The sequence below is a fragment of the Rickettsiales bacterium genome (genome assembly GCA_029252805.1).
Classification (GTDB): Bacteria; Pseudomonadota; Alphaproteobacteria; order Rickettsiales; family JALZUV01; genus JALZUV01.
On record JAQXAR010000041.1, the window covers coordinates 1 to 23,141 of the forward strand.

A 23,141-nucleotide genomic window follows, 5' to 3' on the forward strand; every position below is an offset into this window, starting at 1 on the left:
TTTAATCTGTTCTTGAAAGAATGTGAGTGGAGGTTTAATATGGGCACACCAAGTGACTTACTGGCAGACCTGAAAAAGTTGCTCAAAGAATATTATTAGGTGTCAGCCCCAAAAATTATATATCGCTAATCAGAATGAGGGCTTGCGCCAGCTGTTAGAGCATACGGCTTATTCAGTTAATTGGGGGAATACCTTACGGCAGCACCCTGAAATTGATAGCGACCATAACAAGAGCAAAAGGTTTTCGGGTAGGTCTACAAAGTACAGCTTAGTCGATTTATCAAAACTAAGCTGTTTAGACGACTTGTAATTCCGGTTACAAGGTTACTTCTAAGGTGTTGATAATGTTGTATTGTTATTTCTTGGTGACCGTAACCTTTCTCCGGCACTAACTAAGGTGCTGTAAATTTTGTTGAATAAAAGAACTTCAAATTAATTTTTCAAAAAACTCTTTAGTATATATTTCATGGATATAAGGATACATAGATACAATACCTATAACTTAATATGTTAGGTGAAACTTCATCGGTTGCTACGGGTTACATTGGGTTACATTCCTTCTTACGTATCAATATAAAACATATGGATATCTGTGCCAGCAACCATGCAAATAAACTTGATTACATACGCTGTGATACATTTTCTGATGAGTAGCTAATGGTTATGCTCTCTTTGCCTGTGGCGTTAGTCGGCGGCATGTGGGCGCTTTATCTGGCCGGTTATAACCTGTCGGTGGCTTCCGGCGTTGGGTTTATTGCACTGGGTGGCTTAGCGGTGGAAACTGCCGCTATTATGATGGTTTATATCGATTTACGCGTCAGAGAGAAGCAACCCACCACCCTCGCAGAATTGGGGGAGGCCGTTCATGAAGGCGCACTAATGCGTATTCGCCCGGTGCTTATGACGGTTATTACCGAGTTTGCCGGACTATTGCCCATCTTCATGTTCGATGGGTTGGGTGCGGATGTCATGCGCCGCATCGCCCTGCCGATGGTTGGCGGCATGATTACCACCACGATACTCACCCTCATCGTGATTCCCGTAGTTTATTATTTATGGGAGGGGCGCCACTTTAACCAAAAGAACCATCATCAACCGAAAGGAAATTATCATGGATAAGAAACAAAAACTGCTGATTGCCACCACTATTCTAGCCGCTATTCAGGCTTCAAGTGCAGCGGCGCACATGGAGCCGAAACAAGGTGATGGTATGGAAAAATGCTATGGAGTCTCCAAAGCCGGAGTGAATGAATGTGCGAGTAAAGCCAATAAGCATGGCTGTGCAGGTATGGCCAAAACAGACAACGATCCGAATGAATGGATAACACTCCCGATTGGTGAATGTGCCAAACTGCCGAATAGTTCAACCACTCCCAAAGATAAGAGTTAGTCAAATTTTAGAGAAAAATACGGATTGTATGAATAGTATTCCAGCAAGGAGTGATTTTGTATGTTGGTCATAGTGTTGGTCGGGATAATAAATAAATCCATTTCTTCATATAAAACAATAATATAAACAAGATAAATGGCGGACGGGGTGGGATTCGAACCCACGATAGGGGGTTGCCCTATACTCCCTTAGCAGGGGAGCGCCTTCAGCCACTCGGCCACCCATCCGTACCATTTGCTGCATCAGTATTGGGCAGCTATTCATGGGGTTGTAAGCGCTGAAGCGCGACCTGTCAATCCGTAGACTTCATTCTGCCTTGCAATTATGTGTGCAACGCTTACTCTGCCGCTCGTGAATACTGAAAAAATAAAATCATCTCATTTCGAAACGCTGAAAACAATTGTATATGCTATTGTTTTAGCCTTGCTTTTTCGCAGTTTTTTGTTCGAGCCATTCCATATTCCCTCGGGCTCGATGAAGGCAAACTTGCTGGTGGGCGATTATCTTTTTGTTTCCAAATATAAATATGGCTATAGCCGCTATTCTATCCCTTTTGGCGCAGATCTGTTTGACGGGCGTATTTGGCAGGATGAGCCGACGCGCGGCGATGTGGCTGTTTTCCGCAAACCGGGTGCCGAGAGTATCGATTTTATCAAGCGTGTGATTGGTTTGCCGGGCGATACGGTGCAGATGCGTAGCGGCGTTGTTTACCTCAATGGCGAGGCGCTGCCGAAAGACCCGGTGGAAGATTACCGTTTCCATGAGGAAGCGCTCAATAGCGATATTGCGATTGCGCAATATGAAGAGACCTTGCCAAGCGGCTTGAAATATAAAGTGTTGGACCAGACTACTTATGGCGTGGTGGATAATACGAAGGTCTTTACTGTTCCTGCTGAGCATTATTTCATGATGGGCGATAACCGCGATAATTCTACGGATAGCCGTTATCTTGATATTGTCGGGTTTGTGCCGGCGCAGAATTTAGTGGGTAAAGCAGAGATTGTGGTGCTCTCGTTTGGCGAGAATATGGTGCCGCGCTGGGATAGACTTCTCACATGGATACGCTAGGGTATCGTTTTAAAGATGCAGCGCTCCTTGAAGAGGCGCTGACTCACCCAAGCTGTAATTTGAAGCAAGAAGATGGCTCGCCGTTCAGCTATCAGCGTTTGGAATTCTTAGGGGATTCCGTGCTGGGAGTGGTGGTTAGCCATCTACTCATAACACATTTCCCGCATGAGGTGGAAGGCGACTTAGCGCGCCGGAAATCTGTTCTGGTGGCAAAAGATGCGGTGGCGCAGATGGTGCGTGATCTCGGAATTCATGAACATATTCGATTCTCGGCGGTGGAGGCTAATTCCGGTGCGTGCGATAATAGCTCCGTACAGGAAGATATTGGCGAAGCGGTGATTGGCGCAATCTTTGTCGATGGCGGGTTTGAAGCGGCGCATGAGTTTATTACGACGCATTGGTTGGAGCGTTTAAAAGCGCTCAAAGATGCGCCGATTGATGGTAAAACAGCACTGCAAGAATGGGCGCAAGGTTGCGGTTTAGGCTTGCCGATTTATACGTTGGTGAATCAAGATGGCCCTGCGCATGCGCCGGTTTTTACAGTGGAAGTAACGGTTGAGGGGCAAGCAGCTCAACAAGCACAAGCAAATACTAAACGCAAAGCCGAGCAGTTAGCGGCGACGAAAATGTTGGAGCAGGTAAAATGAGTGAAAAAAAATGTGGCTTTGTTGCCTTAATTGGTGCGCCGAATGCCGGTAAGTCAACTTTGTTGAATTGCTTGGTCGGAACCAAGCTAGCGATTGTGACGCCGAAGGTGCAAACCACACGCGATATTATCCGCGGTATTGCGATCGAGGGTGACTGTCAGATGGTCTATCTGGACACGCCAGGGATTTTCAGTACGGAACGTAATTTTGAAAAAGCGATGGTATCGGCCGCGTGGAATGGCGCGCGTGAATCGGATGCGGCGGTGCTGCTAGTTGATGCAGAGCGAGTGTCACGCAAAGGCTTAAGCGATGCAGAAAAAACTCTCGTTAAAGCACTGCAGGATATGAAAAATAAGCCGCGTGCGGTGTGGCTCAATAAGACCGATAAGGTGGATAAACCTGAGTTGCTCAAGCAGGTGGCGGAAGTGTCTGAACTATCGGGTGGCGCGGAAGTTTTCATGGGGTCGGCGCTTAAAAACCAAGGGACGGATGATCTCAAAAAATGGATGATGAGCCATATGCCCGAAGGTGAATGGATGTTCCCAGAAGATCAGATTTCGGATTTGCCGATGCGCTTTATTGCGGCAGAAGTGACGCGTGAGAAATTGTTTTTACGTTTGCGCCAAGAGCTACCTTACGGTTTGCGAGTCGAGCCGGAAGCGTGGGAAGAGCGCGCCGATGGTAGCGTGAAGATCAACCAAATTGTGATGGTCGAACGTGACGCGCATAAGAAGATGGTGCTGGGTAAGCAGGGTTCGCAGTTGAAAGAGATTTCGCAAGCGGCGCGTATGAGCTTGCAGAAAGTTCTGGATCGCAAAGTGCACCTTTTCCTTTTCGTCAAAGTAGTGCCCGGATGGAAAGATAAACGAGAATTCTTGCCTCTAGGCGCAGAATAAACGGCAAGTTTCTTGCCTCAAGCGGCGCAAACTCCTATTTTCTCTAGAGTATGAGTGAAACTGAAACAGCTCCCAGCGGTGTATTTTATTCACGTGACTTTGCGTTACTCGCAGGGTCGATGCTTTGCATGCTGTTGCTGCTGGCCGGATGGGTCGTGTTTGACGCCAACCGTGATTACAAAACTCAAAACCTGACGTTACTGGAAACGGAAGCGACTCGCCTTGACCGCGCCGTGATTTTAGAACTCAAGCAATCTTCGTATTTGCTGGAGTCTCTAGGACGCCAAATTTTGCATTTAGGTGCGCAGGATAAAGATGGGATTGCGCGGTTACTCCGCTCGTTCGATACGGAAAGCTCAATGTTCCGTCTGTTTGCGTGGATTGATGCCGATCAACGTATCGTGGCGAGTTCAGCACGCGGCGTCCTTTCGAAAGGGTTGGATGTTTCAGATCGTGACTATATGAAAAAGGCGTTAGTTGAGCCATGGAAAGTACAGCTTGGCCGCCCTGTCGAAGGTCGCGTTTCGGATAAATGGGTCATCCCGACCGCGATGGGGATAGATGATTATTCAGGTAATCATTTAGGCACCGTATTACTGAGTATTGATATTGAAAAAATTACGCAAAAACTGCGCCGTACCTTGCAGGGTAAAGTGGTTGATTTTGCGATGGTGACCAATACCTATATTGGGATTACGGAATCTTCTGAAGAGACTGATTTTATTAATCAATTTTTCCCTATTGATCTGTTGCGTGTCATTGATTTTGATGCGAAACCGCAAGGTGAAATGGCTGCCGTTACCAAAGGGAATTTGGTAACGTACTACCAGCAGTCGGCGATCTATCCTTTCACCTTTTTATTAGGCGTTAATCTCAATAAGCGTTGGGTCGATTTTGCGGGTATGTTGTGGCAGCGCATGGTGCCTATTTTCATGATTACGATCTTTTTGTTATTTGTTTTATGGGTCGTGCGCGGGCGTATTTTAGTGCCGCTGCATCAATTGACGGATAAGGTGCAAGGGTTGATTCGGGGAGAGGCGATCACCGCAGATATCGAGGCATTGGACGAGATTGTGTATCTTGATAAGCAGTTGGTTCGCATTAATGGATACTTACAAGAACGCCGCAATATTGAACGCGAGCAGCGCGGTAAGATTGCCTTTATGAAGCAGGCAAAAGAAGCGGCGGAACTTAGTAACCGTGTGAAAATTGACTTCCTACATTCGATGAGTCATGAGCTTAGAACCCCGCTTAATACGATTGCCGGTTTTGCGGAATTGATGAAAAATCAGGTTTACGGCGTTATTGAGAATGAGAAATACACGCAATATATTGACGATATTTATGATTGTTCAAGCGCGGTTCAGGGGCTGGTCGGCGATGTGTTAGCGCTTGCCAAAGCGGAAGCGGGAATGCTCGAATTGCAGGAAAAACCGGTTCAGGTCGAATTTGTGATTTCCAAATGTATTCGTGTGTTAAGCGATCGTTTGAAGGAATCGGGAATTACGATCGAAAATCGTGTCGGCGATATGCTGCCACGTCTGTTGGTTGATGAATTGCGCTTGAAGCAGATCATCCTGAATCTACTTGGTAATGCGATCTCGCATGCGCCTAAAGGCGGCAGTGTGATTATCGATGCGCAGATCGGGCGCGATTCAAAAGAAGAGCGTTACTTTGAAATTATCGTGACGGATTTTGGTGCGAAAACAGTTAAGAAAATGGTACCTGAGGGCAATACAATCCAGCAAGAAATGGATGAAGAGGGTAACCCGAAATTGCAGTCTCGCAGCCAATTAGGGCGCATTAGTAACTTAGGAATCCCACTGACAAAAGCCTTGGTCGCAATGCACCAAGCCAATCTAACGATTGAAAGCCAGCCAGGCAAACCAACCTTGGTCATGGTACGCTTCCCAGCAAAACGAATCGTTACTTAATGCAAGCCGCTAAGTGTGGTTCTATTTCTGTTTCCCAATTGCTGGCGGGACCGATTATTTTATCGCGTAAATTACCCGCGCAACCCATGATATAGGTTTCAGGATAGTTTAAGCTGTAGAAACTATCGCGGGCAATGGAGCCGCCTTCGTCCCATAGGGGGATGAAGTTCGCGGGGAGTTCTCCAAACTTTACGTTGAAAAATCGTTTCATGTCTGCTGCTGTTTTATCAAGCGAGAAAGCAATGATGGTCAGATCATCAGGGTGTGCTTGGGCTAAAGCGATGAGCTCAGGAATCTCGGGTAAGCAAGGCGGACACCAGCTTGCCCAAAAGTGAATGAGCGTTACTTTGCCTTTGAAGGAGTGCAAAGAACTTTGCTCGCCATTGGGTAAAGCGAATGAAACATCGGGAAGGGCTGTGGGCGTATGGGTTTCTTTGGAAGGGTAAAAGGCCATTCCTGCGGCGATTAAGATCGCAATCATTATCACATAGCGCCAGAGCATGCTGTTGTCATAAGGGCTTGTTTGGCAAAAAGCCAGTGACATACGTTACTTTTCGCTTATCTTAAGTTCAAAGCAGGGATGAAAAATATGAGTGTAGTACAGATGATCGATATGAATGATAGCGCCAACCACCCTAAATTATCGCTAGCGCCAAGGCGTTGTAAGATTATTGCGACGGTGGGGCCGGCGACAAACTTACTGCAATTGATTAATGCTGGGGCGACGGCATTCCGCCTTAATTTTAGTCATGGAAGCCATGAAGATCATCTCAAACAAATTCATGCCATTCGTGAAGTGGAAAAAGAAACCGGGCAATATATTCCGATTCTGGCAGATATGCAGGGCCCAAAAATTCGCGTCGGGACGTTCGCTGATGGGCCGATAGAGCTGAAATATGGGACAGAAGTGACGCTCGAAGTTTCCAAAGAACCTGGCAAGTCAGGGCTTATTCGTTTGCCGCATCCTGAGATTTTAGAGGCGCTCCAAGTGGGCGATGAGCTTAAGCTTGATGATGGTACGATGGCGCTGACCTTAACGGCGAAAGAGAGCAACCAACGTGCGACGGCGCGTGTCGATATTCCGGGCATGCTTTCTGATAAAAAAGGCGTGAATGTGCCGACTCGCCAATTGCCTATTTCGGCGCTTACGCAGAAGGATCGTACGGATCTTGATTTCGTTTTGCAGCATGGGGTCGATATTATTGCGCTCAGTTTTGTACAAACGGCAGAGGATGTCGCGGAAGCGAAAAAGATTATCGGCGATAAAGCGCTGGTGCTCTCAAAGATTGAGAAACCACTCGCGATGGACGGTATCGAAGCGATTGTCGAACTCTCTGATATGATCATGGTCGCGCGCGGCGACTTGGGGGTCGAGCTGCCAATGGAGCAAGTGCCTGCCGCACAGCGTAAGATCGTAACGGCGTGTCGTAAGGCGGGTAAGCCGGTCGTGGTGGCAACGCAAATGCTGCAATCGATGGTCGATACGCCCGTGCCAACGCGTGCAGAAACCTCAGATGTAGCCACGGCGGTTTACCTTGGTGTTGATGCGGTCATGTTGAGTGCGGAATCTGCTGTCGGGCGCCATCCTGCAACGGCAGTCGCGGTGATGGATCGTATCATTCGTGCAGTCGAAGGGGACGATAGCTACTGGGATGAGTTATACGATAAACGAAAAATACCAATTGCGAATCCGTTGCATGCTTTGGCAGCGTCCGCGCGTGATATCACGCGTTTGGTGCAATCGAAAGCAACGTTGGCTTTTACTCGCAGTGGCGGAACGGCCTTTGCATGTGCACGTGATCGTGCGCGTTGTCCTGTCTTCGGCGTTACCCCTCAGCCTAAAGTAGCGCGCCAATTAGCGCTGGTGTGGGGCGTGACTTCGGTGTTGTCGCCTGACTTTAAAGCGGTCGAGGAAATTTATGCCTGGACCAATGATTTTGCTAAACGAGCACTCTCGCTGGAGCCTGCAGATGAAATTGTGACACTTTCCGGGGAGCCTGTTGGTGTTCCCGGAACGACCAATACATTGCGGATTATGACGGTTAAGTAGCCGCGTTAAAGTTAATCTCGCCAGCGCTTTGTAGGCTGATTTGATATTCTGTTGCGCCTTCCATCGAGGCGGAGCGTTCGTAATTGAGGATGCTGGAGCTGCCGGTGATGGTATCGCCATTGCCCAATGCGATTTGAAAATTTTGCAGGCTGTTACTAAAGGCTTGTGCGCGTAGGCTTTCTTCGGAGGGGCTATCGGTGAAGATGCCTTGGCCTGAGACGGTCAGTTGCTGGCGGCCTGCGCCGGCAAGCGACTTTTCCCATGCATGGCTGAGATTCGCATGGTGATGACGCTCAGGCGAATTACGCAAAGCGATACGGGGGTTGCGTAAGCCTCCTAATTCCGTGAATGTTTCAGGGGCTTGCCCATTTCCGACGAGTAAGGTGAGGGCGGTCGCGTTGATGGCAGTCATGATTTCTCCAATCTATATTTAGAGAATATGACGAATGCCGAATGGCCGGAAGTGTAAAATATTCTTGCAGCGCTTACCCTGTCATCCTGAATGTAAGCGAAGGATCTGAAGGTTCTTCACTTCGTTCAGGATGACAGGGTGCCAAAATTATTGTGCTTGCGGAATAATGCGAACTTCGACGCGACGGTTTTGCGCTTTGCCGGAGAGCGTGTTGTTGCTGGCAATGGGCTGTGACTCGCCTTGGCCATAAGCATCTAGGCGCGCATAGGCGACGCCTTGGCCACCAAGATACTGCACGACGGATTGCGCGCGGCGTTCCGAAAGTGATTGGTTATAGTCTGCCGCCCCGCTGCTATCGGTGTGACCAATGACATTGATGGTCGTTTCTGGATAACTCTTGAGAACGCTAGCGACGTTACTGAGCGTGCCGTAAAATTGTGATTGGATATTACTTTGGTCAACGGCAAAGGTAATGCTGCTTGGCATGTTGAGGAGGATATCGTCGCCTTGGCGTTTCACGTCTACGCCGGAACCTGCAAGTTGGCCGCGTAATTGATCTTCTTGGCGGTCCATATATTGGCCGATCCCGGCACCTGCTGCTGCGCCGGCTAATGCGCCGATGGTAGCACGTTGGCGGCGCTCGGTTGAGCCATCACCGGTGAGTGAGCCAAGGGCTGCGCCTGCGATTGCACCAATGGCCGCACCATTAAAGGTTTGGCCGTTATTGTCGTAACTGTCGCTTACCTGTTGGCAGGCGGTGAGTAGGGTGGTAGTCGCTAAAAGGGCGATAAGACGTTTCATAAAATTCTCCTTGTTACTTATCATACGATTGTAAATGCAAAACCCTACGGATAAAAATATTTATTTTTAGATGAGGGTTAAATGCACGGGGTAGTCTTGGTTCAATTGCATATTTTCATCATTTCTGACAGCGGCTTTGATGGGTAGAATATAGGCGTCTGCCTGCTTGGAAGGGAAGAGGGAGGTTTTCCAGCTTGTGCCGCCAATGCGCGCTTCGACACGAACGGAACCCCAGCCACGTTTGATGCCGCTGGCGAAGAATTTGATTTGTTCGGATTCTGTTTTGGGCAGGGTGATGAAGTGCCATGATGTTTTGCCGCCGCTCCATAACCAAAGGGTTGCGCGGAATTCAAATTGCTGCGCGTCGGTAATATCTAACATCGTGAGAGCGGGTTAGGCGAATTCGCGGATGTCGGTGAGGCGGCCTGTTATGGCTGCAGCTGCGGCCATGGCGGGGCTCATTAAGTGAGTGCGTCCGCCTTTACCTTGGCGACCTTCGAAATTACGGTTCGAAGTGGAGGCGCACCGTTCGCCCGGTTGCAGGTAATCGTCATTCATCGCGAGGCACATAGAACAGCCTGCTTCGCGCCATTCAAAGCCCGCTTCGACGAAGATTTTATCTAAGCCTTCTGCTTCGGCCTGTTGCTTGACGAGGCCAGAGCCCGGAACGACCATCGCGAGGCTGATCGTGTTCGCCACTTTACGGCCTTTTGCAACTTTTGCGGCGGCGCGCATATCTTCGATGCGGCCATTGGTGCAAGAGCCGATGAAGATCTTATCAACCGGCACTTCGTTTAGTTTGGTTCCAGCAGTCAGGCCGATATAGTTTAGTGCGCGTTCCAAAGATTTGCGTTTGACGGGATCATTCTCATTGGCAGGGTTGGGAACTTCGCCCGTGATTGGCAGAACATCTTGCGGGCTGGTGCCCCATGTAACCTGTGGTGCGATATCCGCTGCGTTTAAGGTGATTTCCTTGTCGTAAGCAGCGCCCGCATCTGATGGGAGGGTCTTCCAATAGGCAACGGCTTCGTCCCACTGTGCGCCCGCTGGAGCCATTGGGCGGGTTTTGAGATAGTCGAATGTTGTTTCGTCTGGTGCGATGAGGCCCGCGCGCGCGCCGGCTTCGATTGCCATATTACAAACGGTCATACGGCCTTCCATGGAAAGGTCTTGAATCGCTTGGCCAGCATATTCGATGACATAGCCAGTGCCGCCCGCAGTGCCGATAAGGCCGATCACGGCGAGGGTGATATCTTTGGCGGTGATGCCAGCATTCGGGGTGCCTTCAACCGTGATGCGCATGTTTTTTGCACGTTTTTGGATGAGGGTTTGCGTCGCAAGCACATGCTCTACTTCAGAGGTGCCGATACCGAAGGCAAGGGCGCCGAAGGCACCGTGGGTAGAAGTGTGAGAATCGCCGCAAACAATGGTTGTGCCGGGCAGGGTGAAGCCTTGCTCTGGCCCTACGATGTGAACGACGCCTTGGCGAATATCAGACATATCGAAGTAACGGACGCCAAATTCTTTGCAGTTTGCTTCAAGTGTTTCGACCTGAATGCGCGAGGTTTCGTCTTTAATGCCTTCAAGGCGGTCAGACGTGGTTGGGACGTTGTGATCAGCGACAGCCAAAGTGGCTTCGGGCTGACGTACCTTGCGGCCATTCATGCGCAGGCCTTCAAAAGCCTGTGGGCTGGTGACTTCATGCACCAAATGGCGGTCAATATAGAGTAGTGACGTGCCGTCATCTGCCTCGTGAACGAGGTGGCTTTCCCAGATTTTATCGAAAAGTGTTTGTGCCATCATAGTCTCTTCTCCATGCCCCGCATAAAGCGAACCATAGATGCAGAGTCTTTAACTTATCAAATTACAGTGAGCTTATTAAGCTTCTTTTTTAGCTTCCGCTTTAGCAGCGACTTTAATTGCTTTAGCTGCTTGACGCTCTTCGCGAGTTTTCTTCACTGTGTTCGTGTTCGTGTAATCTTTCTTCTCAGCGATACGAGCGGCTTTACCGGTACGACCGCGTAGATAGTAAAGTTTAGCGCGACGAACATCACCGCGACGAATGACTTCGAGGCTGTCAATACGTGGTGAGTAAAGTGGGAAGATACGTTCAACGCCTTCACCATGGCTCAATTTACGAACGGTGAAAGAAGAGGCTAGGCTGCGATTTTTCTTCGCAATTACAAGGCCTTCAAATGCTTGAACACGCTCGTTAGTACCCTCAACGATACGGAAGTTCACGCGAACAGTATCACCTGCAGCGAAATCCGGGATAGTTTTACCCTCAGTAATGCTATCTAAGTGATCTTTTTCAGTCTTTTGCAATAGGTTCATCGTGTTCCTCTTTCTTCTCTAAGCGCAGGCACATATCAGGCCTACGGGCTTTAGTCAATTTCTCTGCTTGCTCTTTTCGCCATTTTTTTATGTTTCCATGATGGCCGGAGAGCAAAACCTCAGGAACTTCAAGATCGTTCCATAAGGGGGGCTTAGTATAGTGAGGGTATTCAAGGAGTCCAGCATAATCCGTGTTTAATCCGAAACTTTCTTCCTCTGCACTGGCAGATTCACCCAAAACACCGGGTATCAGGCGTAAAACTGCTTCCAAAACCACCTGTGCGGCGACTTCTCCGCCGGCGAGAACATAATCGCCGATCGAAATTTCTTCTATCTCGTAATGGTCGAGTACGCGTTGATCGACACCTTCAAAGCGTCCGCAGAGTAAGGTGAGGGTTTCTTCTTGGGCAAGTTCGACTGCTTTCGTCTGAGTTAGTGGCTTACCGCGCGGAGATAGGTAAAGCAATTTGCCTTTATTGGGGATGGATTCAATCGCCGGGCCGACGACATCGGCGCGCAATAGCATGCCAGCGCCGCCGCCATAAGGAGTTTCATCAACATTGGCATGTTTGCCGACGGCGAAATCTCGCAAATTGACGGTATCGAGCGACCATGTTTTGTCTGCCAGCGCGCGGCCAAGAATCGAATAACCCAGTGCGCCGGGGAACATTTCGGGAAAGAGGGTGAGGATATTTGCGTGCATGGGCTCATCCAATAGCCACAAAAATCGATGTTATCAAGTTAAACGAATGAGTTAGGGTTTATGTTGAGAATATTCACTGTAAATTGTTGTGGAATTATGTTTGAAATTGGGATGGCTTCTTGCCGTTAACAGCTTCTTGAGAGGATAAAGCGACATGGGAAAAGAAAAAGGACATGATGAAGGTCATGGAAATAAATATTTAGCGGAATTATTCGGCACGATGGTGCTGGTGCTATTCGGTTGCGGTAGTGCTGTATTGGCGGGGGATGCAATTGGCTTTGCTGGCATCTCATTCGCCTTCGGTTTTACTGTTTTGATAATGGCTTACGCCATTGGCGGCATTAGCGGCTGCCACATTAACCCAGCCGTTACCTTTGGTATGGTGGTTGCGGGGCGTATGTGCACGAAAGGTGCGATTATGTATGTGATCATGCAATGTATCGGCGCCGTCATTGGTGCAGGTATCTTGTATCTGATTGCTTCGGGTAAAGCGGGTTACGATATTGCTGCAAATGGCCTCGGCCAAAATGGTTATGATGCGGGCTCTCCAGGTGGATACAGTTTGCAAGCGGCCTTGGTAACAGAAGTTGTGCTCACCGCGATTTTCATTTTTGTTATCCTTGGGGCAACAAGCGCGGGCGCTCCGGTTGGTTTTGCGGGCCTTGCGATTGGTATTGCACTTGTGGTGATTCACTTGGTCGGTATTCCGGTCACGGGTACGTCCGTCAATCCAGCGCGTAGCTTTGGTCCTGCTTTATTCGTAGGCGGCGAAGCGCTTAGCCAGTTATGGTTATTCTGGGTCGCGCCACTTGGTGGTGCAGCTCTCGGTGCAATGGTATGGAAAGCCGTATCATGCAGCGGAGAATCTTGCGGTAAATAATCGTAAGTGACTTAAACAAAGAGCGGCGTAGGGTCTATGATTCGGCGCCCTTTTTGGTTCTAAAAGTCAGTGCAGCGACCGGCGACTTCCCAATCGCCATAGCGGGTGGGTTCAGGGCCTTTCGGGCCGCCAATTTCTTTTTTATTCTCGCTAGAGTCTTCGTCTGTTTCGGTCTTGGGTTTTTTGTCAGCATCGCTCATCTTATGATCTTACAATCTAAAGGATAGGCTGGCAAGGTCGGACCGCTAGATTTCTGGCGTAAGCATGGGCGACGTGTGAGCCCCACTTCATTTGAAAAATGAAGTGTAAGATAACGATAATGTCTGCTATGCAGCAGACATGTCAAATGCTGGTCTAAATAGTCGTCTCGCTGCGCACTCGCTTTTAATGGCGGTGCTCAAGCAAAAGAAAACCCTCGAATTCGCAATGGATGAATTGCCGGAACTTGCACCGCAAGATCGTGCGCTGGCTTATCGTTTGGCGAAAACGTGCCTGCGTTATAAGCTGGCGATGGACGCTTTGTTGAAGAAATATCTGCAAAAGCAGATGCAGGAATCTCGCCTTGATATTACGTGCTGCCTTTATATGGGGGTGGCGCAAATTCTATTGCTCGATACGCCGCCGCATGCTGCCGTGAATACGACGGTCGATGTTGCGAAGCGATTTTTCCCGAAGCTTTCAGGCTTGGTCAATGCGATCTGCAAAAAGATCGCCGCGGATAAAGAGGCTATCCAACTCAAGCCCGAAGATGCGATGCCGCCGTGGCTGTGGGAGCATTGGGTGGATGATTATGGCAAAGAGCAAGCGCTTGCGATTGCCGCCGCACATGTGGGTGAGCCTCCGCTGGATGTGACATGGGTGCAGCCAATTGCCGAAGGTGAAGTAATGCCCGGTGGAAGTATCCGCCTGCCTAAAGGGTCTGACTTTGCGAGCTTAGAGGGTAATGGTTGGGTGCAAGATATTGCGGCTTCATTGCCAGTGAAATTATTGGGCGATATTAAAGGCAAGCGCGTGCTGGATGCGTGCGCGGCGCCGGGCGGTAAGACCATGCAGTTGGCGATCGCCGGCGCGCAGGTGACGGCGTTAGATATTTCTGAGAACCGTCTCAATCGCCTACGTGAGAATTTAGAATATAATAACTTAGAAGCTGAGGTGATTTGCGCGGACCTACGTAAATGGCAGCCGGATGAGAAATTTGATATTATCGTATTGGATGCGCCTTGCTCGGCTACCGGAACGATTCGTCGCCATCCTGAGATCATGCATCAGCGGCAGCCGGAAGATGTGAATCGGCTAGTTGAGATTCAACAAACACTGCTTGCCAAAGCGTTGCAATGGTTAAAACCAGACGGCAAGCTTCTCTATATTACCTGCTCGCTTCAGCCGGAAGAAGGCGAGAACCAAATGCAGCTGCATATCAAGAGAGTTCAGCCGTTAGAAGCTTCAGTTGCCGGTATTCCTGACGAGTGGATTAGCCCGCAAGGCTATTTGCGCACGACGCCGGCGATGCTTGGCGATAAAGGCGGAATGGACGGATTTTTCGCGGCGATGTTAAAGGCTTAACTCGCACCAAACGGGTGTGTGATCGGATGGCTTTTCCCAGCCACGTGGGTTGATGTCGATATCGCTGGCGGTGCAAGCGTCAGCCGCTTCGCCGGATAATAAGAGATGATCAATACGGTAGCCATCATTGCGTTGGAAAGCGCCGCGCCGGTAATCCCACCAGCTGAAGGCTTCCTCGCGGTGGGGGTGATGCATGCGGAAAGATTCGGTGAGGCCGAGATATTCTAACGCCCGCCATTTGGCACGTTCTTTGGGATGATAGCAGATCATGCCCTCTTTCTTTTCCGGCTCCAACACATCAATGGGCAAGGGCGCGACATTATAGTCTCCGCCGACGACGAGCGGCGTGTCTTCTTCGAGCAACACGCCTAGATGTTTATGCAGACGGTCAAAGAAGCTCATTTTATGGATGAATTTATCGGAATCTTCGTCTTGGCCATTTGGCACATAGACCGATGCGACGCGTACGACGCCGTTAGGGGTGGTGAGTAATGCTTCGACATAGCGCTTTTGTTCATCCGAATCATCGCCGGGCAGGGTGGTGATGATATCTTCCATCGGGAATTTAGACAGGATGGCAACGCCGTTAAAGGTCTTCTGCCCCGTGAAAGCGAGGTTATAGCCTTTATCTTCTAGCTCCATACGCGGGAAGAGATCATCCGTGACTTTGGTTTCCTGCAGCAAGATCACATCCGGCTGGAACTCATCCGACCATTTAAGTAGATGTTCTAAGCGCTGGCGCAGCGAATTGACGTTCCAAGTAGCGATTTTCATGTTTAAAGCGCGAATGAGTTGCCGCAGCCACAGCCGCTGGTAGCTTGGGGGTTCTTTAGCGCGAAGGCGGAGCCGACAAGTTCGGTGGTGAAATCAAGTTCGGAACCTGATACGAGCTCGAGCGAGGTGGTGTCGATGACCACTTTAGCGCCTTGTTTTTGAATCTCTAAATCTTCTTCGGTAAGCGTCGCGGCGTCAAAATCGAAACGATATTGAAAGCCAGAGCATCCGCCGCCCTCGACCGCGATGCGGAAATAGGTGCCTAGGGGCTCATCCTCCAACAAAAAGGCGATGCGTTTGGCAGCAGAGTCACTCAAAGTGATATTTGGCGTGTCAGTCATGAAACTAATATAACTTATTCCTTGCGGGTTACAAGGGGCAGGGTAAGCTCCGTTTGGGTTTCGCATGCGGCACAAGCTCGCGCGATGCGGAATCTTATGCAAGAGACCCCGCATTCAAGTGCGAGGTGTGCAAATTGGAGTAAAGATCTCATGCAAAGTTGGATGCAACCTAATACGAAATTCTTGGCAGTCTTTGCGAGTCAGCCTAAGGACTCACGTGGCCGTTTGATCGATGAGAGCGAAAGCCAGAATCGTACGCCCTATCAGCGAGATCGTGACCGCATTATCCATTCGATGGCGTTTCGCCGGCTGGAATATAAAACGCAAGTCTTTGTCAATCATGAGGGCGATCATTACCGCACACGGTTGACGCATAGTTTAGAGGTGGCACAGTTGGCGCGCTCTATCGCTCGTACACTGGAGCTGAATGAAGATTTGGCCGAAGCCTGCGCGCTTTCGCATGATATGGGGCATCCGCCTTTTGGCCATGCCGGTGAGGATGCGCTTAAAGACGTGCTTAAAGGGTATGAAGGCTTCGATCATAACGCACAGACGTTGCGTTTGATGATGATGTTGGAGCAGCGTTACGCAGAGTTTGATGGCCTAAACCTGACCTGGGAAACGCTGGAAGGGATCGCCAAACATAATGGTCCGGTGAAGAATCCGCATTCGACGCTCAAGCTTTGCAATGAGATGTATGATTTGGAGCTCAATACGTATGCTTCAGCCGAAGCGCAAGTGGCGGCATTAGCGGATGATATCGCTTATAATAACCATGATATTGATGATGGGTTGCGTGCGGGTTTGTTTGAGATTGAAGATTTGCTTCACCTGCCGCTCGTCGGTCAGACCTTCCGCGATGTGATTAAGAAATACCCGCTCTTGAGCCGCCAGCGTTTGGCGCATGAGGGTGTGCGCCGTGTGATCAATGCAATGGTGGTGGATCTGTTGGAAGAGACGCATCGTAATCTCAGTAACCTGAATCCGCAATCGGTGAAGCAAGTGCGCGCCGCAGGGCGTCCGATGGTGGCGTTCTCAGGCGAGATGGACTCAGTGCATCGTCAGTTGCGTAAATTCCTGATGGAGCGCATGTATAAGCATTATAAAGTGAACCGCATGACCAGCAAAGCACGCCGTGTGATCGTTCAGCTTTTTGAAATTTTCCGTGATGAACCTGATTGCTTGCCGACCGAATGGTTCCGCCAATGGAACGCCGTGAAAGATGATAATGCCAAAATGAGCATCATCGCCGATTACATCAGCGGTATGACCGACCGTTTTGCGATTCAAGAGCATGCAAGGTTGTTCGATTTAGGATCGAGCGCGGCGCAGGGTTAGTTTGTTCTGTTCCCGCTTCGGCCTGCTGACCTCACCTGATAATTCCGTCTTTACGCAGCATTCGTGTTGAGCACGAGCGCGCAAATGAAAGGGAAATAACCCCTTGCCCCTCACTCGCTTACGCCTTATTCCCATTCCATGAATTTATTCCAGCAATTACAACAGCAAGTGCGCGAGGCCGTGACGGTTCTGGCGGTTGAAAATGAATGGCCTGCGGGCCTGCCAATTGAGGCGGTTACGGTGGAGCTTCCACGTAATCCTGATCATGGCGATGTGGCGACCAATGCCGCGATGGTGCTAGCAAAGCCCACGGGCAGTAATCCGCGGGCGATTGCAGAGCAGCTGAAAACTAAGATCGAGAAAATTGAGGGCTGCGAGGCGGTGGAGATCGCTGGGCCGGGCTTTATTAACCTCCGTTTTGCGCCGAGCTTTTGGCAGCAACTTCTGCCGGCGATTCTTTCGCAAGGTTTGGAGTATGGGGATTCGGCGCTGGGTGTTGGCAAAAAAGTGAATGTTGAGTATGTCTCGGCCAATCCAACCGGGCCACTGCATATTGGCCATGCGCGTGGCGCGGTGGTGGGCGATGCGCTCGCTGGTTTGATGCAAAAAGCCGGTTATGAAGTCACCCGTGAATATTATGTCAATGATGCGGGTAGCCAGATTGATACGCTCGCTCGTTCGGCGCATTTGCGCTATCGCGAGGCGCTAGGTGAAGAGATTGGTGACATTCCGGAAGGGTTCTATCCGGGAGATTATGTGATTCCCGTTGGGCAAGAGCTCGCCGAGCAGTTTGGCGATAGATTGCTGACGGAGCCGGAAGAGAAGTGGATGCCAAAGGTGAAGCGTATCTCGGTCGAGAAGATGCTCGATTTGATCCGTGCGGATTTAGCGCTGCTTAATATTAAGCAGGATGTGTTCTCGTCTGAGAAGGCGATTTCCGATGCCGGCAAGGTTGAAGAAGTGCTCCAGCGTTTGAAAGATGAGGATTTGGTTTATGTGGGTGTTTTAGAAGCGCCCAAAGGTAAAGAGCCGGATGATTGGGAACCGCGCCCGCAAACTTTGTTTAAATCGACTAAATTTGGCGATGATGTGGATCGGGCGCTCAAAAAATCGGATGGCAGTTGGACGTATTTCGCGCCGGATATTGCTTACCATTATGATAAAATTCAACGCGGTCATGATATTCTTATCGATATTTTTGGTGCGGATCATGGGGGGTATGTGAAGCGTATTTCGGCGGCAGTGGATGCACTATCCGGAGGGCGTTCGACCATCAGCGTGAAGCTTTGTCAGATGGTGAGATTCATGCGTGGTGGCGAGCCGGTGCAGATGTCAAAACGTTCAGGTAGCTTTATTACCGTGCGTGAAGTGGTAGAAGAAGTAGGTAGGGATGCCTTACGTTTCATTATGTTAACGCGTAAAAATGATGCGATGCTTGACTTTGATATGGATAAAGCGGTCGAGCAATCTCGTGATAATCCTGTCTTTTATGTTCAGTATGCCCATGCGCGTTGCCGGTCGGTTTTGCGGATGGCACAAGAGCAAAATCCAGAGGCTTATGCGCTGTCACAAAAAGGTAGTGATGATCTTTTGTCGGTGCTGACGGATAAAGCCGAATTAGCGCTGATTAGAAAGATGGCCTACTGGCCGGTCTTGGTGGAGCAGGCAGCGGTATCGTCTGAGCCGCACCGTATTGCATTCTATCTGCAGGAGATGGCGGCGGAATTTCATGGCTTCTGGAATCTCGGAAATGAAAATGAAAACTTGCGTTTTTTAACGTCTAATGAAAAACTCTCGGCAGCTCGGATCATATTGGTTGAAGCAGTGGCGAATGTCATTGCAAGCGGCTTGAATGTACTGGGCGTCGAAGCAAAAGAGGAAATGCGCTAATGGTTAGAAAATCATCTTATGACGATCTGGAAACGGATTATTTTGACGAAGAAGTAGGCGGAAGTCTCTTGAGCTTAATGTCGCTCGGAGTCGCCTTTCTGGCGGTAGCAGCCTTTATCGCACTTGCATGGTATGCCTATCAGGATGAGGGTGTTGAGGGCGGCGAAATCGAAACCATTTACGCCCAAGAAGGCGATGTTCGTATCGCGCCTGAAGGCGAAAGCGGATGGCAGTTCCCCGATACAGAGCGCCAAGTTTATCAACTCGGTTCTGGTAATGCAGAAGACATGGATGTTGAACAAATTTTACCTCAGCCCGAGCGCCCAGCACCCCGTGCGCAAGCCGGCGCTGAAGGTTGGGTTAACAAAGAAGATGTGGTGTCGAGTGAACCGATTGGTTTGACGGATGCAGAACGCCGTAAGATGGAAGAGATTGCGAAAGATGCGACGCAAGCCGTGGTCCCAGAAATTATTACGACCCCAGATACTCCGGCTCCGGTAGCAGCACCTGAAGTGGTCGTTGTGTCTAAGAAAGCAGCCAAGCAAGTGATCGCAGAAATCGTTAAACCGGTTGTGATTAAAAAGCCAAAACCAAAGCCAGCAGCGGTTGTGAAGAAAAAAGAAGTTTCGAACAAGCCCGCCGTGCTGACGAGTCATCGTTTGCAATTAGGTGCATTTGGCAGCCGCTCTGAAGCGTTGAAAAGCTGGGGCAAGATTAAATCTCGCAATAGCTCGTTGTTAGGCAGTAAGAAAGCACATGTGGAGTCGGCAGAAGTGAAAGGTAAAATGTATTACCGTATTCAGGCTTATCCTTTTGCGGATCGGGCAAAAGCGGATGCCCTTTGCGTGATGCTGAAGGCGCGCAACCAAGCGTGTTTTCCTGTTAAAAAATAACTAAAGGGGCGACCTATGACACAAGCTGCATTTTATGGGTTTGAAGGGACTGTACTGAAGCCGGAGGAAATTAGCTTTTTCAAGGAAGCAGATCCGCTTGGTTTTATCTTATTTAAGCGTAATTGCGAAAATCCAGATCAGGTACGCGCATTGACTGATTCATTGCGTGAGTTAACCGGTAAAGATCAGCTGCCTATTTTGATTGATCAAGAGGGTGGTCGTGTGACTCGTTTAAGTCCACCCGCGTGGGAGGCCTTGCCGCCTGCCGCGACCTTTGCAGCAAGTCAAAACCCAGAACGTGCAATGTACCTCCAAGGGCGCGTGATTGCGCAGCAATTGGCCGATGTAGGAATTACGATTAATTGCACTCCTATAGGTGATGTGCCGGTGCCGGGTAGTCATGATATTATTGGCGATCGCGCTTTTGGCGATACGGTTGAGAAAGTGACAAAACTGGCTCGTCAGCATGCAGAAGGCTTGATGGCAGGCGGTGTTCTGCCAACGCTGAAACATATTCCCGGACATGGCCGCGCGATGGTTGATAGTCATGAAAGCTTGCCCGTGGTTGATGCGTCATTGGCGGAACTGGAAGTTTCTGATTTTATTCCGTTTCGCGAACTGTCTGATATTCCGCTCGGGATGACGGCGCATATTATCTACACTGCCCTTGATGGAGAAGTGCTTTCGACCTTCTCCCCTAAGGTCATAAGTTATATCCGTGAGAAGATTGGCTTTGACGGCTTCCTAATGTCGGATGATTTCTCTATGAAAGCACTGACTGGAACCTATCGTGAACGTGCAGAGAAAGCACTTGCGGCGGGCTGTGATGCTGTGCTGCATTGTAATGGTAAGATGGATGAAATGGTGGCGATTGCTGAAGGTACGGGCGAGCTCACTGATAAGGCGAGCCAGCGTATGGATCGAGCGTGGCAGGAGCTGGCGCAGAAGTCTCAGTACCATGATAAGGTTGAGCTTGTTGATATCCGTGATGAATTGGCCGGAATTTTAGCGGCCTAGCTGAAATCTAATTGATTATAGAGTTCTAACACCCCTGCGAACGTGATGGGCAGGGTGATGAGTAGCGGGAAGATAAAGATCGCCGCTATTAAATTAATGCCGACCAAAGCGAGCAGGGTGGAATATAGCTTCGTGCCATGATTTGTGACGGTACGGTTGCTGGCTTCAATCGCGTGCCAGAAATGATAGTTCTTCTCAACCACAAGGATGGGTGCGAACGCCGAACGAGCGAGGAGGATGACGCCTGGAATGATCAGAAGCGAAAGTGCCGCCACGTGGATGATCGAGAAAGCCAAACTGAATAAGATGAGATTAGTCCAGTTATCGCGGTAGAAGTTTCGCACCGAATGAAGCGAGAAAGGGAGTTGCCGCTGTAAGCGTTGCAATAAAAAGATAAAGCCACAAAGGAAGAAAACCGCCGCAATGGCAATTAAGAGAATAGAGGGCAAGAATGATCCCTGAGCCGCTATCAAGATGATGAGGCCGTAGCAAAGGGTGGCGAAGATGAACAGACCAGAAAGCATGCCTGCAATGAGGTTGTTGGTAAAGAAATCCCAGCCATAGGCGATGATAGCACCGAAGTTGAGATGTTCGACCATGGTGGCTGCTTCGTCGCTCACATAATCGTCTTCTAGTTCGCGGTAGAAGCTATTCAGCTGGGGGTGAAGGCGCGCTGGCTGTGCATTATCCTCTGTCTCCTCCATCACTAGCGTATCAGAAGGGATGAGACCTTTACGGATTTTACGAATCATCGTGACGAGGTCGAATGGCCCGTCCTGATGCGTTTCGTATTTAATGTAAAATCCCATAAACTGATCTTACGCTGTGCCGTAGCGTGCTTCAAGTAGCGAATAAAGAACGCGCATGCCTTGAGCCTCGCCACCGCGTGGGCGGCCAGGGAGGTTGCGTGTGTTCCAGGCCATCATATCAATATGCATCCAGTTTTTGGTCTCCGTCACAAATTCTTTTAGGAAGAGCGCCGCCGTGATCGCGCCTGCATAGCCGGTGCTGGCAGAATGGTCGATATCGGCAATGTCGCTATCGAGCAGGTAGCGATAGCCGTCCCATAACGGGAGCTGCCACAGCATTTCACCGCTCGATTTGGCGTGTTTGTTGATTTGCGTGGTGAGCTTATCATCGGTACTGAAAAAGACAGGGATATCAGTACCGGTAGCAACACGAGCTGCTCCGGTGAGAGTGGCCGCATCGATCAGTAGATCGGGAGTTTCTGTATCGGCTTCTGCCAGCGCATCGCACAGAATCAAGCGGCCTTCTGCATCGGTGTTACTGATTTCAACCGTGATGCCTTTGCGGGTGGTGAGTACATCTTGTGGGCGGTAGGCATTGGCGCTGATGCTATTTTCAACCGCCGGAATGAGGAGGCGTAGATTCACCTGTAGCTCCATTTTCATGATGAGCCGTGCGAGGCCAAGCATAAAGCCAGCCCCGCCCATATCTTTTTTCATCATGCCCATGCTTTTTCCGCCTTTAATGTTCAGGCCACCTGTGTCGAAGCAGACGCCTTTACCGACCAGCGTGAGTTTCGGGTGCTTTTTATTGCCCCAACGTAGCTCCAATAAGCGTGGAGCATCGTCGCAGGCGCGGCCGACTGCATGGATGGTTGGATAGTTTTTCTTTAACAGGTCATCGCCAATAATTTCGCTGTATTTGGCTTTGCATTCTTTGCTAATTTTTTTGATTTCAGCGGCGAGCTCGCTTGGTCCCATATCGTTAGTGGGAGCGTTGATCAGGTCACGCGTCAGGCAAATAGAACTCGCCATTTCTTGTGCGAGTGCCGTATCGGCCTTGGCGGGAATGATGAGGGTTGGAAACTCCGTCGGTTTTTTTGTGTAATTATCATATTTATAACTGCCGAGTTTCCAGCCAAGTACGGCATGGTGGAGGCTGATCTTTTCAACTGACTCGTCGATAGAGTAGCTATGTTGATCCGAAAGCTTGGAAGGCAGAGCCGCCCAGCTCCAAATATCTTCCTTATTCTCAATACCAATCAGCACGAGAGCGAGGGTGCCATCCTCCGCGGTGAGAAGGGAATATTCGCCTTTCTCAGGTTTAAATGTACAGGTTTTGAGGAGGTTCTGTTCGCGCTTGGAACGTGTTTTGAGCCACTTAGCGTAGCTCTTCACGGTCACAGGAATCACAGGAATATCGGTTTTGCGCGTTGCACGCTGGGAAATAAAGTTAAGCATATC

The 23,141-nt window shown here is 49.7% G+C and carries 26 protein-coding genes and 1 tRNA gene; 14 read left to right on the forward strand and 13 right to left on the reverse strand.

Annotation, left to right across the window (positions count from 1 at the left end; genetic code table 11):
- From P8P30_08180 to P8P30_08190, 3 genes are all read left to right on the forward strand, one after another.
- A partial coding sequence (locus P8P30_08180; GenBank protein ID MDG1287524.1) for an IS1595 family transposase occupies positions 1–99 on the forward strand: 99 nt, incomplete at its 5' end.
- A 558-nt stretch (positions 100–657) separates the two neighbouring features.
- On the forward strand, positions 658–1,119 hold the full coding sequence (locus tag P8P30_08185) for an efflux RND transporter permease subunit (GenBank protein MDG1287525.1): 462 nt from the start codon (positions 658–660) through the stop codon (positions 1,117–1,119).
- The gene (locus P8P30_08190) at positions 1,112–1,390 is read left to right on the forward strand and encodes a DUF2282 domain-containing protein (GenBank protein MDG1287526.1); all 279 of its coding nucleotides are present in this window, start codon (positions 1,112–1,114) and stop codon (positions 1,388–1,390) included. Before P8P30_08185 ends, P8P30_08190 begins: the two co-directional genes overlap by 8 nt.
- A 136-nt stretch (positions 1,391–1,526) precedes the next feature.
- Here P8P30_08190 and P8P30_08195 read toward each other — a convergent pair.
- Positions 1,527–1,617 (reverse strand) — tRNA-Ser (locus P8P30_08195).
- Positions 1,618–1,714: 97 nt separating this feature from the next.
- On the opposite strand from P8P30_08195, the gene lepB reads away from it, so the two are divergent.
- From lepB to P8P30_08215, 4 genes are read left to right on the forward strand one after another with little or no spacing between them, the layout of a single operon-like run.
- The gene (lepB, locus tag P8P30_08200) at positions 1,715–2,458 is read left to right on the forward strand and encodes a signal peptidase I (protein ID MDG1287527.1); all 744 of its coding nucleotides are present in this window, start codon (positions 1,715–1,717) and stop codon (positions 2,456–2,458) included.
- Positions 2,446–3,105 (forward strand): ribonuclease III, encoded by a 660-nt coding sequence (gene rnc, locus P8P30_08205; GenBank protein ID MDG1287528.1) that lies wholly within the window; start codon positions 2,446–2,448, stop codon positions 3,103–3,105. Before lepB ends, rnc begins: the two co-directional genes overlap by 13 nt.
- A complete protein-coding gene (era, locus tag P8P30_08210) occupies positions 3,102–4,001 on the forward strand; it encodes a GTPase Era (protein ID MDG1287529.1) in 900 nt (299 codons plus the stop codon). Before rnc ends, era begins: the two co-directional genes overlap by 4 nt.
- Positions 4,002–4,051: 50 nt before the next feature.
- Complete coding sequence (locus P8P30_08215; protein MDG1287530.1) at positions 4,052–5,935, forward strand: histidine kinase dimerization/phospho-acceptor domain-containing protein; 1,884 nt, start codon at positions 4,052–4,054, stop codon at positions 5,933–5,935.
- Here P8P30_08215 and P8P30_08220 read toward each other — a convergent pair.
- Complete coding sequence (locus tag P8P30_08220; GenBank protein MDG1287531.1) at positions 5,928–6,479, reverse strand: TlpA disulfide reductase family protein; 552 nt, start codon at positions 6,477–6,479, stop codon at positions 5,928–5,930. The two genes, P8P30_08215 and P8P30_08220, sit on opposite strands and share 8 nt — an antisense overlap.
- A 45-nt stretch (positions 6,480–6,524) precedes the next feature.
- On the opposite strand from P8P30_08220, the gene pyk reads away from it, so the two are divergent.
- A complete protein-coding gene (pyk, locus tag P8P30_08225; GenBank protein ID MDG1287532.1) occupies positions 6,525–7,985 on the forward strand; it encodes a pyruvate kinase in 1,461 nt (486 codons plus the stop codon).
- Here pyk and P8P30_08230 read toward each other — a convergent pair.
- The 6 genes from P8P30_08230 to trmD all read right to left on the reverse strand — a co-directional run bounded on the left by P8P30_08230 (position 7,978) and on the right by trmD (position 12,235).
- Positions 7,978–8,397 (reverse strand): phage tail tube protein, encoded by a 420-nt coding sequence (locus P8P30_08230; GenBank protein MDG1287533.1) that lies wholly within the window; start codon positions 8,395–8,397, stop codon positions 7,978–7,980. The two genes, pyk and P8P30_08230, sit on opposite strands and share 8 nt — an antisense overlap.
- A gap of 147 nt (positions 8,398–8,544) precedes the next feature.
- A complete protein-coding gene (locus tag P8P30_08235; GenBank protein ID MDG1287534.1) occupies positions 8,545–9,198 on the reverse strand; it encodes an OmpA family protein in 654 nt (217 codons plus the stop codon).
- Positions 9,199–9,264: 66 nt separating this feature from the next.
- A complete protein-coding gene (locus tag P8P30_08240; protein ID MDG1287535.1) occupies positions 9,265–9,579 on the reverse strand; it encodes a DUF1905 domain-containing protein in 315 nt (104 codons plus the stop codon).
- 12 nt (positions 9,580–9,591) lie between these two features.
- Entirely contained in the window at positions 9,592–11,001 is a 1,410-nt protein-coding gene (gene leuC / locus P8P30_08245) for a 3-isopropylmalate dehydratase large subunit (protein MDG1287536.1), read from the reverse strand.
- Positions 11,002–11,076: 75 nt separating this feature from the next.
- Entirely contained in the window at positions 11,077–11,532 is a 456-nt protein-coding gene (gene rplS / locus P8P30_08250; GenBank protein ID MDG1287537.1) for a 50S ribosomal protein L19, read from the reverse strand.
- Entirely contained in the window at positions 11,510–12,235 is a 726-nt protein-coding gene (gene trmD, locus P8P30_08255) for a tRNA (guanosine(37)-N1)-methyltransferase TrmD (protein ID MDG1287538.1), read from the reverse strand. Before trmD ends, rplS begins: the two co-directional genes overlap by 23 nt.
- Before the next feature lie 154 nt (positions 12,236–12,389).
- Between trmD and aqpZ the strand changes: the two genes are divergently transcribed.
- Positions 12,390–13,115, forward strand: coding sequence for an aquaporin Z (aqpZ, locus tag P8P30_08260; GenBank protein ID MDG1287539.1), 726 nt, complete (start codon positions 12,390–12,392; stop codon positions 13,113–13,115).
- 59 nt (positions 13,116–13,174) lie between these two features.
- Here aqpZ and P8P30_08265 read toward each other — a convergent pair whose 3' ends face one another.
- Positions 13,175–13,315, reverse strand: a complete 141-nt coding sequence (locus P8P30_08265; GenBank protein MDG1287540.1) for a DUF1674 domain-containing protein — start codon at positions 13,313–13,315, stop codon at positions 13,175–13,177.
- A 139-nt stretch (positions 13,316–13,454) separates the two neighbouring features.
- Here P8P30_08265 and P8P30_08270 point away from each other — a divergent pair, with 139 nt between their 5' ends.
- Positions 13,455–14,678 carry a transcription antitermination factor NusB gene (locus P8P30_08270; GenBank protein MDG1287541.1) on the forward strand — a complete coding sequence of 408 codons (1,224 nt, stop codon included), beginning with the start codon at positions 13,455–13,457 and terminating at the stop codon, positions 14,676–14,678.
- On the opposite strand, the gene xth is transcribed toward P8P30_08270, so the two are convergent.
- Together xth and P8P30_08280 are read right to left on the reverse strand one after the other, a co-directional pair.
- Entirely contained in the window at positions 14,667–15,452 is a 786-nt protein-coding gene (gene xth, locus P8P30_08275) for an exodeoxyribonuclease III (GenBank protein ID MDG1287542.1), read from the reverse strand. The genes P8P30_08270 and xth overlap by 12 nt on opposite strands.
- A 2-nt stretch (positions 15,453–15,454) precedes the next feature.
- Positions 15,455–15,793, reverse strand: coding sequence for an iron-sulfur cluster assembly accessory protein (locus P8P30_08280; GenBank protein MDG1287543.1), 339 nt, complete (start codon positions 15,791–15,793; stop codon positions 15,455–15,457).
- 162 nt (positions 15,794–15,955) lie between these two features.
- Between P8P30_08280 and P8P30_08285 the strand changes: the two genes are divergently transcribed.
- The 4 genes from P8P30_08285 to nagZ all read left to right on the forward strand — a co-directional run bounded on the left by P8P30_08285 (position 15,956) and on the right by nagZ (position 20,931).
- Positions 15,956–17,131: a deoxyguanosinetriphosphate triphosphohydrolase gene (locus P8P30_08285; GenBank protein ID MDG1287544.1), complete on the forward strand. Its 1,176-nt coding sequence runs from the start codon at positions 15,956–15,958 to the stop codon at positions 17,129–17,131.
- A gap of 138 nt (positions 17,132–17,269) precedes the next feature.
- The gene (gene argS, locus P8P30_08290) at positions 17,270–19,021 is read left to right on the forward strand and encodes an arginine--tRNA ligase (protein MDG1287545.1); all 1,752 of its coding nucleotides are present in this window, start codon (positions 17,270–17,272) and stop codon (positions 19,019–19,021) included.
- On the forward strand, positions 19,021–19,914 hold the full coding sequence (locus P8P30_08295) for an SPOR domain-containing protein (protein ID MDG1287546.1): 894 nt from the start codon (positions 19,021–19,023) through the stop codon (positions 19,912–19,914). Before argS ends, P8P30_08295 begins: the two co-directional genes overlap by 1 nt.
- A gap of 15 nt (positions 19,915–19,929) precedes the next feature.
- A complete protein-coding gene (nagZ, locus tag P8P30_08300) occupies positions 19,930–20,931 on the forward strand; it encodes a beta-N-acetylhexosaminidase (protein ID MDG1287547.1) in 1,002 nt (333 codons plus the stop codon).
- Here nagZ and P8P30_08305 read toward each other — a convergent pair.
- Entirely contained in the window at positions 20,928–21,740 is an 813-nt protein-coding gene (locus P8P30_08305) for a DUF4339 domain-containing protein (protein MDG1287548.1), read from the reverse strand. The two genes, nagZ and P8P30_08305, sit on opposite strands and share 4 nt — an antisense overlap.
- Positions 21,741–21,749: 9 nt before the next feature.
- Complete coding sequence (locus P8P30_08310) at positions 21,750–23,138, reverse strand: leucyl aminopeptidase family protein (protein ID MDG1287549.1); 1,389 nt, start codon at positions 23,136–23,138, stop codon at positions 21,750–21,752.
- Positions 23,139–23,141: the final 3 nt, after the last annotated feature.